The sequence below is a fragment of the Desulfatiglans sp. genome, from assembly GCA_012513605.1.
In the GTDB taxonomy this organism is placed as follows: Bacteria; Desulfobacterota; DSM-4660; order Desulfatiglandales; family HGW-15; genus JAAZBV01.
Map to the genome: position 1 here is coordinate 1 of JAAZBV010000086.1, position 16,504 is coordinate 16,504.

Sequence of the window (16,504 nt, forward strand, 5' to 3'; positions counted from 1 at the left end):
TACCATGCCCTGTATCAATTACATATGTCACAACCTTGTTATTTATCTTTTTTGCCTTTACTGTAAGGTCACCGCCATTAGGCATTGCATCCCTTGCATTTGTAAAGAGGTTCATAAATGCCTGGCTCAAGAGTGAGAGGTTACCCTTTACCTGCAGATCGTCTTCAAGTATCATCTTTATCCTGATATTCTTGTTAAAAACCTTTTCGATGATATCATGTGTCTTCATGATAACCTCTGCAAGATCAATCTCCTCCATCTCAAGGGCCCAACCCTGCTTCGCAAAATGCAAAAGGTTGTTGATAAGGCCAACCCCCCTGTCAATTGAGCTATATATATTTTTTGTCAGCTCCTTTACCTCGGGCTTTTCACCATAAATAACCTCAAGGTATTCCACATTACCAGATATGGCCTGGAGTATATTCCTGAAATTATGTGCAGTGCCCCCGGCAAAGGCCCCTATGGACTTCATTTTCTGGGCTACAAAAAGCTGCTCCTGAAGTGCCTTCTGTTCGAATTCCGCATTCTTCTTTTCAGTTATATCATCAAAAATGGCAACAAGTTCATTATCAGGAAGAGGGCATATATAGTACTCCCTCCAGCTTTTCCTGTTATCACCCTTTTCTATGGTTATGGGGCATCTTTCAGCCTTTCCTGTATTCCAGACCTTTTCAAGCCTCTGGATCAGCCCCGCCTCTTTCAGTTCGGGAAGAACATCCAGAACACTTTTACCTATGGCATCCCTCTTGTTAATATTATCTATTTTTGAGTCTGCCTTATTGATGTCAAGGATAAGATAATCCTTACCATCATCAATTACCTTGAAGATGATAACTCCGCTGTTCAGGTTGTTAAACATTGCCCTGAAGCGTTTTTCACTCTCGCTCAGCATCTTTTCAGCATCATTCAGATCGCTTGTCTGCTGCTCTATAATGGTTTCAAGGTTACGATACAGCATCGCATTTTCTATGGCGATAGCAGCAGTGCTGCACAGGGCTGTAACAAGGGCAAGGTCATCCTCCCTGAAACCGTATGGGATCTTTACAGAGTCTACATAAAGTACCCCCAGTACCTTTTCTCTGCTGATTAACGGAGAACACATAACAGATTTCACATGCATAAGTTCCATGCTCTCAGAGACATCCGCATCATCCTGCCCGAATGTATCAAGGATTGTAAGAGGTTTTCCGCTCTTTATAACACCGTCAACTATTGTCTTACTGTAGCTGTATGATACAGAACCGTCATCAACTGACTTTGCAATGCGGGATATCACATTTGTAAACTCGCCTGTTTCACTGTCCACCAGTATTATAAAACCCCTGTCTATCCGCTTTAGCAGCTCAAAAAGGTAATCCAGCACCTTCTGCATGATTTCATTTATGTTAAGTGACTGGTTAATTATATTTGATACCTTGAACAGGAAATCCATGTTTTTGGGAGGGGTCATGGGCCTGTCTTTATAGGCAGTAAACATGGCAGTGCTTGAGAAATGGGCTGAGAGATCCGCCATCTCACTGGGGCTGAAAACCGGCTCCGCAGATATTACGCCGATAGACATGGCAACATTTCCGGCAGCAAAGGGGACGCCCTCATTGAGTTCATAATCAATATCCGGGATAAGCTGCTTCCCCTTGAGGAATGTCCCGTTTTTACTGCCAAGATCCCTTATAATGAATTTGTCACCATTCCTGGTGATTCGGAGGTGTTTTCTTGATACGGTTTTATCCATTATCTGGATATCACTGTCAGGGAGTCTGCCAATATATATAATATCTCCCTTTACATCTAGGCTTTTACCTTTTTTGTCCCCATTTAGAAAAAATAATTTGAGCATGATTCATGCCTACTTTGCCAGGAGCCTGTCAACATGTTCTTTTAAAACAGCCATTTTTACCGGTTTTGAGAGTACTATATCTGCTTTTTTTTCTATGGCGGCAGATTCCGGCTCCTTCCCAAAACCTGTAATGGCTATGACCGGGATCTCCGGCCTCTTTTCCTTGAGGGTGGTGACCACCCCGACACCGCTTACAAAGGGCATAACAATATCCGTGATAACAATATCATACCCGCCTGCATCAACCTTTTTCAACCCGTCCAGGCCGTCGGTCGCAATAATCACTTCATACCCGAGGTATTTAAAGTTTTTTACAAAGGCAGACAAGACATCCAGGTCATCTTCAATTATTAAAATCGTTTTTCCTTCTGTGCCCATATCATTATTCCTTTTTTTTGCGTTTCTCTAATTATATTCCCTTTCCAGATAACCAAGATCCTGCGTTTGGGTGGCTTTTGTACCTATTGCTATAATATTGCTTTTTGCCTTTGTCTCCTTCTGGTAGTATATCCTCCCTGAATAGGCAAAATCAACCTCAAGCACATTTATTTTGCCCCCTTTGCTGAATACCTTTCGCCTGATATTAATGGCTGAGTCATCCTCATTGATTCGGTGGATAACCTCTTCCGCCTTGAGCTGTAACTCATCCGAAAGATCAACAAAACCATCTATTGCCTTTTCTGTAAAGGTAAGATTTTTATATAACACCCTGAATCTTTTATCTATTATTTCCTGCCTTCTGCCCTTTTTTTTCGATTTTTCACTCTTAAGCTTTATCTCTTCTATCTCTTTCTTAAGGCCATCGATCTCCCTTTCTCTTGTTTCACGCAGCTCCTTTTGGGTCTTAAGACCGGATTCGAGCCTTTCCATCTCCTCAAGCAGCCCATCAATATCTGAGGAAAGATTTGCCTTTTCCCTGTTTAATTCCCCGATACTATCCGAATATCCCTTCTCCTTTTCCTTAATATTTGAAATCTCATTTTCATATGAAAAGAGTCTTTCCGAGAGCTTTGCTATTGTATTTGCCTGCTCCTTTTCTCTTTCCTCATTGTACCTAAGACTTCTCAGGATGAAAGATCTCAGAATAAGCAGCGCCAAAAAAATATAAAACACAAGTATGCTGTTTGATAACCAGCTGTTCTGTCTGATCCTTACCTCGGGCAAAATTATAAGGCCGTCATTCAGTATACTATAATTTTCAGCCGCCACATCCATATAGTTAACTACCTCGTTTGCGGCATGATGCTGGTATTCATTTCTATCTCCGTTCAATTGAGACGGGTACAATACATTGTTGCTATTTGTTTTTATTATAACATCTGTATTGATCCCAAGCCTGTAATGGAAGGCATTTTCAATCAGGTACCCGCTGATATTTCTGTTTATTTCGTCCCTTACAGAATGTCTCCCCGCATATAATTCTTTCTCATTCTTAATGACTATGGCAGAGATCCTTTCTTCTGTCTTATTATGAAGATATATTTCAAGCCCGTTGAGGGTAAATATATAGAGTACAGGAGGAAAGAAGATACATAAAAAAAGAATTTTAAAGGGGAAATTTTTCATTATCTTTAAAGCCTTTTATAACAGGGAGTAGACAGTAGAATGGAAACAGTAGACAGAAAAAGGCAAATTTCATTCTGCCTACTGTATTTTGAAGGCTACTGATTTACTCCAGCCTCAATCTCTTTTAAAGCCTTTTTTGCCTCTTCAGCCCCCTTGAAACCGGGATCAAGCATTAGTGCCTTTTTCAGATATGATCCAGCCTCTGCCGGTTTATTGTTTTTAAGCAATGCCATACCAAGATGATAGTTTATTAGAGGATTATCAGGCACCCTCTCAACACTGTCCTGCAGTTCTGAAATGGCATTAAGATAACTCCCCTTCAGATAATATATCCAACCCAGTGTATCCATTACTGAGGGGTTATCAGGCATCTGCTCCTTTGCTATCCTTGCATACTCAAGCGCCTCATCAATATTTTCTCCTTTTTCAGCAAGTTTCCATGCAAGGTTATTTGCAGCTGCGCCAAAATCTTTCTTTATTGCCAGCGCCTTGCGATAAAACTCTTCTGCCCTCTTATTATCACCCTGCTGGTCATATATAGTGCCGATTGCCAGATACCCTGCCAGATAATCCGGCCTTTTAGCAATTATCTCTTCATATCTGGTTATAGCATCCTTGAAATTTTTATCCTTTAGGGCGAGCTTCGCCAGAATTTCATAGGGAGGCAGAAGGTTCGGGTCTGTATCAATTGCCTTTTCAAAATATCCCCTGGCATCATCTGTTTTTTCCTGCTCAAGGAATAAATTGCCACGTAAATACTCTATTATGGCAAGCAATTGTGTTTTATCTCCGGCCTTTGCACTGTATGTGTTGCAAAGTTCAATAGCCTCATTATATTTTTTCTCATTTGCCAGGATACTAACAAGTATACCGAGTGCATCTACCCTGTTAGGATCAATTTCAAGTGTCTTTTGAAGCATGCCTTTTGCATCTTCAGCCCTTTTTGTCCTATTATAGAGTACACCAAGCCTCATATAGGTACCTGCATCATCAGGTCTAAGCTCTTTTACCTTAATGTAGGCCGCCTCTGCACCATTTGCATCCCCATCAAGTATCCTGAGATTACCAAGAAGGGTAAGCGCCTGAATATTATCAGGCAGGATTTCAAGAACGCTATCGATCTGTTTTCTTGCAAGCTCCTTATCCCTTGATCTTAAATAAAAATCTGCAAGTATCAGGCGCGCCTCCACAAGGCGCGGGTTAAGCTCAACGGATTTCAGAAGACTCCCCTTTGCAAGCTCAAGTTCATCTTTGCTGATCAGGCAAAGGCCCTTTAAGTAGTGGGCAGAGCTGTTTTCCGGCTGATCGCGGAGTACAAGTTCAAGGCGCTCAAGTGCATTATTATAATCCTTTTTAGTAAGATAAAGCCTTGCTTTTAAAAAATTAGCGCCAATATGCCCTTTATCCTTTGCAAGTATGCTGTCGACAACCGCTTCAGCGGCATCAGGCTTTGAATAATCAAAATGTAGTGCAGCAATATTCATCAGCACATTTATATCATCCTTCTTAATTGCGCTTGCCTTTTGCATTGCATCAAGCGCCTTTTCATATGATTTCTGGTGTGCATAAAAGGCACCCAGGTTCATTAATGGAGCTATATCCTGAGCAGGCGCCAGTTCAACCGCCTTTAAATACTGCTTTTCAGCATCATCGGGTCTGTTTCTGCTTTCATAAAAACTGGCGAGCACATTAATACCCTGGTATTTTGACTCTATACCCTCAAGCATTGAAAGCAGCTCTTTTTCCGCCTTTTCCCATTCCCCTCTGGACCCATAGATCCGGGACAGCTCAATGTAAGATGTCTGATCCTTTGGATCAAGTTTTATAACCCTCTGGAACATCTTTTCAGCACTATCAAGGTCATTTTTCATCAAATATACCCTGCCCAGGGATACCTGCGTATTCAGGTGATCGGGTTTGAGTTCTGAGGCCTTAACAAGGGTTGACAAAGCGGAATCCAGGTCTTTTTCCTGTATGTATATCCCGGCCATCAGGCTTAATGCCTCTATATTATCAGCCATTTCCTCAAGAACAAGCTCTGCCTTTTCCTTTGCCTCTTTTGTCTGCCTTCCTAGGAGCAGCAGTTGACCCATCTTCAACTGTGCGGGGATATTTGCAGGATTAATCGATACCGCCCTGGAGAATGACTGGAATGCCTCCCGTACCTCATTAGACTTAAGATATACTTCGCCCAGTTCATAATGGGCTGTGTCGTTTTTGGGTTCAAGCTGGATTACATTTTTATACTCTATAACAGCCTTTTTGTATTCACCACCGGCAGCATACTCCTTTGCCCTTGCAAGATGCTTTTCCAACTTATCCTCACTGCTCCCGCATGCGGTAATCATCAGGGCAAGAATCAGGATTGAGACCACTCTTAAGCATTGAATTGGGATTATTGATTCTTTCATCTTCATTTTTAACGTCTCCTTGGATAATACTAAATATGATCCAGCTGACCTGTTATCTTATTTCAGATTGTTATAACCAGTTTTCAATATAACAAGCAAAACATCACAATGTCAAACTGATTGAATTTTAGCCTCGTTTATTAAAAACACCCTCCATGACAAGATCATGTATCATTGGTCTGAAAGGCCTTATCATTTTATTTTCCCTGGTCGGATGAACTCTGTTTGAGAGGAGTATAACCATTATATCCTGCTCAAGATCCATCCAGACCGATGTACCTGTAAATCCAAGATGCCCGATACTGTTACATGTAAAATATCTGCCTGAGCTTGACCCTTCTTTTGATGGAGTATCCCACCCCAGCGCCCAAGTGCTTTCTTTAACTATATCCTGTCTGCTGAAAAAATCCTGCACAGTCTCAGGCCTGAAAAAATCACACCTCTCAGCGTAACAGTGCTGCCTTAACATATTGAGCAATATGAAAAGATCCTCTGCGCACCCGAACAGGCCTGCATGGCCTGAATAACCGCCAATGGCATATGCGTTTTCATCATGCACCTCTCCTTGAATTACCCTTTTCCGCCACGGGCACAATTCAGTAGCTGCTATTTCATCAGGGCTGAAAGGCGCCTTTTTATTAATAAGATATGTGCGATCAAGCCTTAGTGGGTGATAAAAAAATTCCTTCAGGTATTCATCCATCTTAACACCAGATGCAAGCTCAATTATCCATTCAAGGAGCATGAACCCGAGATCGCTGTATTGTATGCCTTTACAACAGGGATAGGCCAGCGGCTCCATTATAACCCGTTCCCTCAATAGACTTTTTCTCTTGTAAGGCTCATATTTCATAAGGTCAATATAATAAGGTTTCCAATCCGGTAAGCCAGACGAATGGCACAGTAACAGACGAACTGTAATCCCCTTTTTTTCATCAGGGAGCAGACAAGGCAATAATTCCACAAGGGATTGATCCAGGGATATGACCCCTTTATCAACAAGTCTCATAACCGCAAGGGTGGTTGCAAAGGGTTTTGTTAATGAAGCCAGATCAAATATGCTGTTCACCCTGACAGGTGCATTTGAAGCGGCCGTTGATAAAATACCCGCTGCCTTTGTGAATATGATCTCACCGCCAAGAGCTATTAATAGGACAGCGCCTGGAAAGACACCGCTCCTAACTCCATCATCAAGCAGTGCAGTAATCCTGCATTCATCTTTTTTATTCAAATAGTGTCATCCAGGAATATTGATGCAAAGACCTTAATATCATCAATGATATCAGGTATCCTGCAATACTCATCAGGTTGATGCGCCACATCAAGGCAGGTGCTCCATACCGCAGCATTCAGCCCCGCCTTGCGGAAAAAAGAGGCAACCGTGCCCCCGCCTATACCCTTGGTTGATGCATCAACACCCTTTACCTTTTTTATAGCCCTCTTCAAGGCGGCTACAACAGGCGCATTTACTGGGGTTGATCCTGATGCATCCTCCCTGTTTACTGTTTCAATTGTTATTTCAAGATTTAATTCTCCTTCGACCCTATCGGCTGTCTTTCTTGCATACTTGAGTATTTCATCAATCTTATAAACAGGGAGCACCCTGCAATCCAGATAGAAGACATCCTTCCCGGGTATGGTGTTAACATTGGGTACATTTGCTTCAATCTTTGTGGGTTCAAATGTAGAAAAGGGAGGCGAAAAGAGCTCATCCCTGAAATCATAGGCACCTTTCAACTTCTCAAGTTCAATAATTAGCCTTGCCACACCGAACAATGTGTTGTTTCCCCTCTCCGGGGTGCTTGCATGGCACTGCTTTCCCTTAACAGTGAATTTCAGCCAGAGCATGGATTTCTCAGCGACCTCTATCATGGAACCATCCTCTGCGCCCCAGTCAGGCACAATAATAAGATCATCAGGTTTAAAAATATCCTTATTGTTTTTGACAATATACTCCAGGCCATACCTGCTGCCTGTCTCTTCATCTGCCACCATTATAAGGCCCATTTTGTTATGCTTAAGGCCTGATTCAAGCACAGCCTTTACAGCAAGGGTTGATGCAACTATGCCATGCTGGTTATCCTCAACACCCCTGCCAATAATCCTGTCGCCATCCACCCGAATCTTATAGGGGTCACTCTCCCATAAGGAAAGGTCACCGGGCGGCACTATATCCATGTGGCTCAATACCCATACAACAGGCAGTGATTCATCCTTCCCCCACCTTGCTACGATATTTGGTCTGTAACCATCCTTGGCCCTTCTGTCGGGCGCTCTTACTTCATATAGGATGTCAGGGTTTATCTCTTCAAATCGCTTTTTCAAATATGCTGACTTTTCATGTTCTCCTGTACCGCCATTATCAGGGCCAAGGGCCACCCTTTTTGTCAGTTCTGACTGGAACAGGACTATCTCATCCCTGTATTTATCTATTGTTGTAAAAATATTTTTTTCCTTCTTCATGGTTATCCCTCAGCTCTTTAAATAATATATTGTCTCTGAGCCCTGATAGCTGTGCGATCTGGCTCATTATAGTGGCAAATAATAGCTGTGAATCTTTAAAATCAGCCCCCCTCAGGGGATTGCCAATATTTATCCTGACATCTGCCCTGTATTTCTGTTTTATATATTCTATACCAGCAGGGACAAACAGGGTATCTACATTCTCATAGACATATCTGATCATTCCCGGATGACCTTTACCAATTTGATCTTTATAATATGTGCCTTCAGGAAACAGCACAACCCCCTCACCGTCAGAGAGTTTCTGAAGCAGTGAGGAGCAGGTATTTCTGTTCCTTGCAGGGCGCTTCCTGTCAAGGGGAATTCCTCCCACCATAGAAATAAACCTTTTTATTATAAAACTATCAAACAGCTCCTGTTTTGCTATATAGTATAAAGGCCTTTTTACTGATATGGCAATCAGGGGGATATCTTCCCACCGCTGGTGCCTTGGAAGAAGCACAAAGGCCCCATTTTCAGGGAGATTATCTGCGCCACTGACATTCATCCTGAAAAAGGGAAAAAGGAATGCCTTTGCTGCAAGCCTTACTATGCCAGCAACAAAAAGATTCCTTTTCAATATAACCGATGCGGTCATCAGATTTGAATAAATCCTTTATTCTACTGTCACACTCTTTGCAAGATTTCTGGGTCTATCAATATCCCTCTTAAGCATCAATGCGCAATAATATGCCAAAAGCTGACAGGGGACAACTGTAAGTATGGGGTACAGGAAATCAAGGGTCTGGGGAATCTCTATAAAATCATCCACCATTTCCTTTAATACTGTGTCTCCCTCTGTGCCTATGCCTATTATCGGGCCCCTTCGGCTCTTTATCTCCTGTATATTGCTGATCATCTTGTCATACATGGAGTCCTTTGGCGCTATCGCGACCGTGGGCATCTGGGGATTTATAAGGGCGATAGGCCCGTGCTTCATCTCTCCTGCGGCATATCCTTCAGCGTGAATATAGGATATCTCCTTCAGTTTCAGGGCACCCTCCATGGCAATGGGGAACTGGTACTTTCTACCTAAGAATAGCCAGTTACTCTTGTCATGATATTTTGCGGCAATGGTCTCTATCTGGTTTGCCTTTGAGAGAATGCTTTGCACCTGATCCGGCAGGGCCTCCATAGCCCTTATGGCCTCCACCCCTTCGGTAAGAGAGAGGCTCTGGTGCCTTCCAAGCAGGATGGCAAGAAGGGTAAGTATGGTTAGCTGAGATATAAATATCTTTGTGGATGCAACACCTATCTCAGGGCCTGCATGGTTATAAATGCCCGCATCTGTCTCGCGTGCAATTGAACTGTCTACCACATTTACAATGCCAAGCAGATGAGCTCCTTTTCTTCTGGCCTCCCTCATTGCCGCGAGGGTATCAGCTGTTTCACCTGACTGGCTCATGGATATTATAAATGTATTTGGCGGGAAGTTAAGCTTGCGGTAGCGGAACTCTGATGCCAGCTCCACCTGGACATCTATCTCTGTAAGTTTCTCAAAAACATATCTGCCTACACAACCTGAATAGTAGGATGTGCCGCACGCAATAATTACTATATGTTTACAATCCTTGAGTTTATCCCAGACAGGCATGATACCGCCAAGTTTCGGTACCCCCTCTCCCTTTTCAAGTCGGCCCCTCATGGCATTTTTTATGGTCTCAGGCTGCTCAAATATCTCCTTGAGCATATAATGAGGAAACCCGTCCAGCTCTACATCATCTGCTGCCCACTCCACTGTTTCTGCCTCTCTTTGAATGGCGGTAGCCTGTGCAGTAGATATGGAGACATCATCCTTTGTTATGGTGGCAAGCTCATTGTCATTCAGGTGAATAACATTTTTTGTATACCTGACCATAGCAGAGACATCAGATGCGGCAAAATTACCATCATCGCCAAGGCCAATAATGAGAGGGCTCCCTCTGCGAGCAACAACAATCTGGCCCGGAATATCTTTATGCAGAACCGCCAGCCCAAAGGTACCCTCAACCTGTGATATGGACTTTCGCACCGCTTCATTGAGGCTACCGCTGAAATTTTCAGATATCAGGTGTGCAAGGACCTCTGTGTCAGTGTCACTCCTGAAGATTACACCCTTCTTCTCAAGTCTTTTCTTGATAGACTGGTAGTTTTCAATGATCCCGTTATGAATTACAAATATCTTTTCTTCCATATCGCTGTGAGGATGGGCGTTTTTTTCAGTAGGCTCTCCATGAGTAGCCCACCTGGTATGGGCAATCCCGGTTGTGCCATTGATCTCAAGCCCGTTGATCTTCTTTTCAAGCTCTGCGATCTTTCCGACAGCTCGGTAATAATCCATCTTGTTTGCATCCTGTATTGCTACGCCTGAAGAATCATATCCTCTGTATTCAAGCCTTTTCAATCCTTCTACAAGAAGTGGTTTTGCCTTGCTGTTCCCTACATAGCAGACTATACCGCACATATTTCCATCTCCTTTACCTTATAACTTCCATGCCGCCCATATATGGCCTTAAGACATCAGGGATAACCACGCTTCCGTCCTTCTGCTGATAGTTTTCAAGGAGAGCGACAAATGTCCTTCCAACAGCCAGGCCTGAACCATTAAGTGTATGTACCAGCTCTGTGCCCTTGGCACCCTTGCGTTTAAACCTTATACTGGCGCGCCTTGCCTGAAAATCCTCAAAATTACTGCATGAGGATATCTCTTTATACAGGTTTTGACCGGGCAGCCAGACCTCGATATCATATGTCTTTGCAGAAGAAAATCCAACGTCACCCGTGCATAATGTTATGACCCTGTAGGGGAGCTTAAGACGTTTAAGCACCTCTTCGGCATTCACGGTGAGTTTCTCAAGCTCATTATAGGAATCTTCCGGCCTTGCAAACTTTACAAGCTCCACCTTGTTAAACTGGTGATTTCTTATAAGCCCCCTTGTATCTTTTCCATAAGAACCTGCCTCTGACCTGAAACATGGTGTATAGGCAGTATAATATACAGGCAGATCTTCCTCTTTAAGTATCTCTTCCCTGTGGATGTTGGTTACAGGCACCTCAGCGGTTGGTATCAGGTAATGATCCCACCCCTCTATCTTGAAGAGGTCCTCCTTGAACTTGGGGAGCTGCCCAGTGCCAGTCATACTTTCTGCGTTCACCATAAACGGGGGCAGTATCTCGGTATACCCATGCTCAGTCGTGTGTAGATCAAGCATAAAGTTAATCAGCGCCCTTTCAAGCCTGGAGCCAGCGCCCCTGTAAAGGGCAAACCTTGCCCCGGCAAGCTTTGCTGCTCTGTTAAAATCAAGTATGTTCAGTTTTTCGCCTATATCCCAGTGAGCCTGGGGCTCAAAATCAAATTTGGGGATATCTCCCCAGGAACGAACAACAGGATTATCCTTTTCATCACGACCAACAGGAACTGACTCATGTGGGACATTCGGGATTATCATTACAAGCTGGTTAAGTTTTTCTTCTATCTCCCCCAGTTCAGTTTCAAGCTCCTTTATTTTTCCAGATACACCTTTCATATCAGCTATAAGAGAGGATGCATCTTCACCCCTCTTTTTCATGGAGGCAACATCCTCACTGACCTTGTTACGTTTAAAACGGAGAAATTCTAGCTCAGCAAGATTGTCCCTTCTTTTTGCGTCAATTGCCTCAAAAACAGAGATGTCCAGGTCATTATTTCTATTTTTGAGCATCACCTTTATTATTTCAATATTATTGCGGATATATTTCAGATCAAGCATTTTTACCCTCTTAGTTTAGTTCGATAATTTTTAACATGAATCAATGCATATGGTCAAATGCCTTTTTTGTTAATTGCGGCTTTATATTTTACATGGTATACAGCAAAAATAAATTACATCGGACAAATAAAGGTTTAACATAAAAAATATGAATAAAACGCAAACAAACCCCATATGGAATTTTCTCTGTTCAGTAAAGCTTACCATTTTCATCCTTGTACTGCTTGCTGCAACATCAATAATAGGCACAATAATTCCCCAGGAAGGGGCTGACTCACTGTTTATAAAAGAGCTTGGCCCTGTTGTTGGAAAGATAGTAATCTCCCTTGAATTATACAACATGTATCAGTCTTTCTGGTTCAGGTTGATCATCTTTATCCTTTCAATCAACCTGATCGCCTGCACATTAAATAAATTCCCCGGCACATTAAAGATATATGGAAGGCTCCCCTCTCCTGACCGGGAAAAGATATTTTCACATGTCAGCCCTGACAGGATCATAAAAAGCAGCATTATGAAAAATGATGCGTTTTCTATAGTAAAAGGGCTTATTGTAAAGCAATTCTCCAGGACAGTAGAAAAGCAGACTGAAAAAGCCGCCTATTTTTACGGGGATAAAGGTCGTTATTCCCTTTTCGGTGTGTATATTGTCCATTTAAGTGTTCTTCTCATTTTAGCCGGGTCAATTACCGGGTCATTATTCGGATTCAAGGGATACATAAATATCCTTGAGGGGGAATCTATTGATTATGTCTCATTGGCCGGTCAAAATAGACACAACCAAATAGACTTAGGCTTTACAGTAAGCTGCGATAAATTCACGGTTGATTTTTATAATAATGGCCAGCCAAAGGAATACAAAAGCGATATCAGGTTTTCTATTGATGGAAATACAGTAAAGCAGGGACACCTTCTTGTTAATCACCCGCTAACCTTTATGGGTATTACCTTTTACCAGTCAAGTTACGGATCTGTACCTGGTGATGAGGCATTTATAACTGTCCATCAAAAAGGTTATGAAGAACTGATAAAATTGAAAATAGAAAAAGGTAAACCAAGCCCCCTGCCGAATAATGGCGGAGAGATTACTCTCAAGGAGATACGTGACAACTTTATGAGAATGGGACCGGCCATAAAGGTTCACATTAAATCACTTGCTGGCGAAGATGCTGATATCTGGCTTTTTAAAAATTATGAGGATATCAGGCAACGGTTTTCCATGGAGTTTGAACAATTCCCAATGTTTGATCCTTCAATTATTGAACCATATACCTTTTCCCTGGATGGGGTTGAATCTGCCTACTATACAGGTTTACAGGTCAATAAAGACCCTGGAGTACCTCTTATTTATGCCGGTTTTTTTGCTATTGTGCTGGGTCTTATTATGACATTTTTTACCTCCCACAGACGCGTATGGATAAGGATAGATGAAGAAAGTAATATAACGACCATCAGTATCGCTGGCTATGCAAATAAAAACCCGGTAGGAATGGGAAGAGAGCTTGACAGGATTACCAGACAGTTAACTATAAAATTAGAGGAGAAGAATAACTGATTATGAGCGGCACAATTTTAAACTACATCACCTTTTTTTATTTCTTCTCTTTTCTATTCTACCTTCTTCTGATGATTGTAGAAAAAAAGACATTCGGGAAGATCGCCACAATTATTACAGCCACAGGGTTTGCTGGCCATACTACAGCCATTATACTCAGATGGATAGAATCATACCAGATGGGCATAGGCAGGGCGCCGCTATCCAATATGTATGAGTCACTGGTATTTTTTTCATGGACAGTTATTCTTCTGTACCTCATTATCGAATGGCGGATAGGGAACAAAAGCATAGGTGTATTCGCTACGCCTATAGCCTTCCTGATTATGGCTTATTCATCCTTTTCAAACAGCGAGATACAACCCCTTCTTCCTGCATTAAAAAGCAACTGGCTCATATCCCATGTTATAACATGCTTTTTTGGTTATGCGGCCTTTGCACTTTCATTTGCATTAAGCATAATGTATCTTTTGAAAGGCAGGATAACAAAAACATCCGGAGATATTATCCAGAGACTGATCCCTGATCTCGAAGTGCTTGAAGAACTCAGTTACCAGATGGTTGTCATAGGTTTTATAATGCTCACGCTGGGGATTATAACAGGGGCTGTATGGGCCAACTCTGCATGGGGCACCTACTGGAGCTGGGACCCTAAAGAAACATGGTCGCTTATAACATGGTTTGTGTACGCTGCCATGCTGCATTCACGCCTGATTTCAGGCTGGCGCGGTAAAAGGCTCGCTGTATTTTCTATTATTGGTTTCTGTTGTGTAATCTTTACATACCTGGGTGTAAACCTGCTTCTTTCAGGGCTTCACAGCTATGGCTCATCATAGGAGATGACAGATAGCCTTACATATATCACCTCTGCTTTTCTTCTGGGCCTGAGCGGGTTGATCCCAGGCCCATTATTGACCCTTGTGATATCTGAAACCCTCAAACACGGCACAAAAGAGGGGTTCAAGGTTGCTGCGTCCCCGCTCATTACAGACCTGCCCATAATAGTTGTTACAATCCTTGTTATGTCAAGGATCGTAAATATTGATTACCTCCTGGGTATGATTGCCTTTGGCGGGAGCATCTTCCTCATATATCTTGCATTTGAAAGCATTTCATTCAAGGGTATTAACCATGAAGGGGCGACAGATCAGGTAAATGTCATCAAAAAGGGAATAATCGCTAACCTTCTTAATCCAAGTCCATATGTGTTCTGGTTTACAATAGGCGCACCAACTATATTAAAGGCTTACCATGAAGGTTTTATATATGCGATACTCTTTATCATTATATTTTACTCTCTCCTGATCGGTTCAAAGGTGGTTATTGCTGCAATCACAGGGAAATCAAGACACATCCTGAGCAGCCGATTCTATTTATACCTGATAAGATTTCTGGGAGTGGTTATGTTCATATTTGCAATATATTTCATTAAAAGCGGGATATCATATTTTTCCATTTCTTTTCCCATATGATTCATTTGTCCTACCCATCAACAACATCTGTTGGTTTTTCATATTAAATCCATTAACCTGGAAACAACCATTTGACAGCCTTTCAGTACATGTTCAAGGGTATTGTTATCGAGAGAGCCGATCTTCTCAAGGAGTCTTTCTTTATCCACAGTTGCTATCTGACTGACAACCGCTACGCTTGTTTTAGGCAGATTTGCAGCACCCTTCTCTAATAAAACATTGCCGGGTATCAATGAAAATTTTGTATTGGATGTGAGCAGTGAGACAACTGTTGTTCTAATATTACTGCTATTCAGGATATTATTCTGGATTATTATCGCAGGTCTTTTCCCTGATGGTACGGAATCGTTAGACGCACCAAACCTTACCCAGTATATATCACCCATGGCAATTCTTCCAGATCAGTATTACCTGCAATCATCTTTGCCATAACACCCTGCTCATTTAAGACATCCGGATCATTAAGTACTTCATTAATCTGCTGTATCAATGCCTCGGCCTTCATTTTTTTAGTTTTTTCTGCAATGGCTTCAGAGACAAAATGGCTTATTTTACATTTCCTTTTTAAGGAAAGGTCCTTGATCTCCTCATACATTTCTTCAGGAATAGTGACACTTAATTTTGTATATCCCATAATTACCTCCTTATAATCCGATTTTTCAATCTATTTGATCATACCAATAGTAGGATTGCCAATCATCTTTTATAAGATTAAGAGAAATTTTATGTTTGGAAATATTTAGGATTCTTTATTATGTATTGTAAAATACTAAGAATGACTATAAAATAAGGTCATATTTTAGCATTAAATAAGAAGCCATAATAGGAGATGAATAATGAAAACCATATTAGCAACTTTATCTGCAAGCATATCCGAACTTAAAAGAAATCCCAGTGCATTATTGCAGGAGGCAGAAGGGAATCCCATTATTATCCTGAACCATAACAGACCCGCAGCTTACCTGATACCTGCAGAAACCTATGAAGCGATGCTCGATTTTATTGATGATCATGAACTTGGTGTAATTATAAAACAGCGTCAAGATGAAAAATCAGAAGCTGTAGAGGTCTTGATTGATGACATATAAGTTAAAATTTCTTCCTTCTGCTCTTAAAGAATGGGAAAAACTTGACAGGTCAATAAAAGATCAGTTTAGAAAGAAACTTCATGAAAGACTTGAAAACCCGCACATCCCTTCAGCGCAACTTCATGGTTTTAAAAATCACTATAAAATTAAATTACTAAGCTCGGGATACAGACTTGTTTATGAAGTAATCGACAACGAACTGTATATCCTTGTTATTGTGGTCGGGAAAAGAGAAAAAGGTGCAGTATATAATATTATGAAAAAACGCAGACCATAAATAAAAGACAGCTAGGGTTTTTATCTTAACCGATCCCAACATGTTCTTCACTTTGTCTGGTAATTTTT

The 16,504-nt window shown here is 41.7% G+C and carries 16 protein-coding genes; 5 read left to right on the plus strand and 11 right to left on the minus strand.

The annotated features are described in order from the left end of the window. From GX654_11115 to serS, 9 genes are all read right to left on the minus strand, one after another. On the minus strand, nt 1-1,837 hold a 1,837-nt coding region (locus GX654_11115), incomplete at its 3' end, for an FHA domain-containing protein (GenBank protein ID NLD37407.1). A 9-nt stretch (nt 1,838-1,846) separates the two neighbouring features. Further along, nucleotides 1,847-2,215 (minus strand): response regulator, encoded by a 369-nt coding sequence (locus tag GX654_11120; protein ID NLD37408.1) that lies wholly within the window; start codon nt 2,213-2,215, stop codon nt 1,847-1,849. Nucleotides 2,216-2,242: 27 nt separating this feature from the next. Continuing rightward, complete coding sequence (locus tag GX654_11125; GenBank protein NLD37409.1) at nt 2,243-3,403, minus strand: hypothetical protein; 1,161 nt, start codon at nt 3,401-3,403, stop codon at nt 2,243-2,245. A gap of 95 nt (nt 3,404-3,498) precedes the next feature. Next, entirely contained in the window at nt 3,499-5,820 is a 2,322-nt protein-coding gene (locus tag GX654_11130) for a tetratricopeptide repeat protein (protein NLD37410.1), read from the minus strand. A gap of 121 nt (nt 5,821-5,941) precedes the next feature. After that, a complete protein-coding gene (locus GX654_11135; GenBank protein NLD37411.1) occupies nt 5,942-7,045 on the minus strand; it encodes a beta-lactamase family protein in 1,104 nt (367 codons plus the stop codon). Continuing rightward, nucleotides 7,042-8,277 carry a M20 family metallo-hydrolase gene (locus GX654_11140; GenBank protein ID NLD37412.1) on the minus strand — a complete coding sequence of 412 codons (1,236 nt, stop codon included), beginning with the start codon at nt 8,275-8,277 and terminating at the stop codon, nt 7,042-7,044. The genes GX654_11135 and GX654_11140 overlap by 4 nt, the downstream gene beginning before the upstream one ends. Then, nucleotides 8,240-8,914, minus strand: a complete 675-nt coding sequence (locus GX654_11145; GenBank protein ID NLD37413.1) for a 1-acyl-sn-glycerol-3-phosphate acyltransferase — start codon at nt 8,912-8,914, stop codon at nt 8,240-8,242. The genes GX654_11140 and GX654_11145 overlap by 38 nt, the downstream gene beginning before the upstream one ends. Nucleotides 8,915-8,932: 18 nt before the next feature. Next, nucleotides 8,933-10,759 (minus strand): glutamine--fructose-6-phosphate transaminase (isomerizing), encoded by a 1,827-nt coding sequence (gene glmS / locus GX654_11150; protein ID NLD37414.1) that lies wholly within the window; start codon nt 10,757-10,759, stop codon nt 8,933-8,935. A 13-nt stretch (nt 10,760-10,772) separates the two neighbouring features. Continuing rightward, a complete protein-coding gene (serS, locus tag GX654_11155) occupies nt 10,773-12,044 on the minus strand; it encodes a serine--tRNA ligase (protein ID NLD37415.1) in 1,272 nt (423 codons plus the stop codon). A gap of 148 nt (nt 12,045-12,192) precedes the next feature. On the opposite strand from serS, the gene GX654_11160 reads away from it, so the two are divergent. From GX654_11160 to GX654_11170, 3 genes are read left to right on the plus strand one after another with little or no spacing between them, the layout of a single operon-like run. Continuing rightward, a complete protein-coding gene (locus tag GX654_11160) occupies nt 12,193-13,599 on the plus strand; it encodes a cytochrome c biogenesis protein ResB (GenBank protein NLD37416.1) in 1,407 nt (468 codons plus the stop codon). Beyond that, nucleotides 13,599-14,435: a c-type cytochrome biogenesis protein CcsB gene (gene ccsB / locus GX654_11165; GenBank protein ID NLD37417.1), complete on the plus strand. Its 837-nt coding sequence runs from the start codon at nt 13,599-13,601 to the stop codon at nt 14,433-14,435. The genes GX654_11160 and ccsB overlap by 1 nt, the downstream gene beginning before the upstream one ends. 3 nt (nt 14,436-14,438) lie before the next feature. Further along, on the plus strand, nt 14,439-15,071 hold the full coding sequence (locus tag GX654_11170; GenBank protein NLD37418.1) for a LysE family transporter: 633 nt from the start codon (nt 14,439-14,441) through the stop codon (nt 15,069-15,071). 38 nt (nt 15,072-15,109) lie between these two features. Here GX654_11170 and GX654_11175 read toward each other — a convergent pair whose 3' ends face one another. Beyond that, a complete protein-coding gene (locus GX654_11175) occupies nt 15,110-15,457 on the minus strand; it encodes a type II toxin-antitoxin system PemK/MazF family toxin (protein NLD37419.1) in 348 nt (115 codons plus the stop codon). Next, on the minus strand, nt 15,436-15,705 hold the full coding sequence (locus GX654_11180) for a hypothetical protein (protein NLD37420.1): 270 nt from the start codon (nt 15,703-15,705) through the stop codon (nt 15,436-15,438). The genes GX654_11175 and GX654_11180 overlap by 22 nt, the downstream gene beginning before the upstream one ends. 202 nt (nt 15,706-15,907) lie before the next feature. Here GX654_11180 and GX654_11185 point away from each other — a divergent pair, with 202 nt between their 5' ends. Together GX654_11185 and GX654_11190 are read left to right on the plus strand one after the other, a co-directional pair. Beyond that, nucleotides 15,908-16,159, plus strand: a complete 252-nt coding sequence (locus GX654_11185; GenBank protein NLD37421.1) for a type II toxin-antitoxin system prevent-host-death family antitoxin — start codon at nt 15,908-15,910, stop codon at nt 16,157-16,159. Next, a complete protein-coding gene (locus GX654_11190; protein ID NLD37422.1) occupies nt 16,149-16,436 on the plus strand; it encodes a type II toxin-antitoxin system RelE/ParE family toxin in 288 nt (95 codons plus the stop codon). The genes GX654_11185 and GX654_11190 overlap by 11 nt, the downstream gene beginning before the upstream one ends. Nucleotides 16,437-16,504 lie beyond the last annotated feature (68 nt).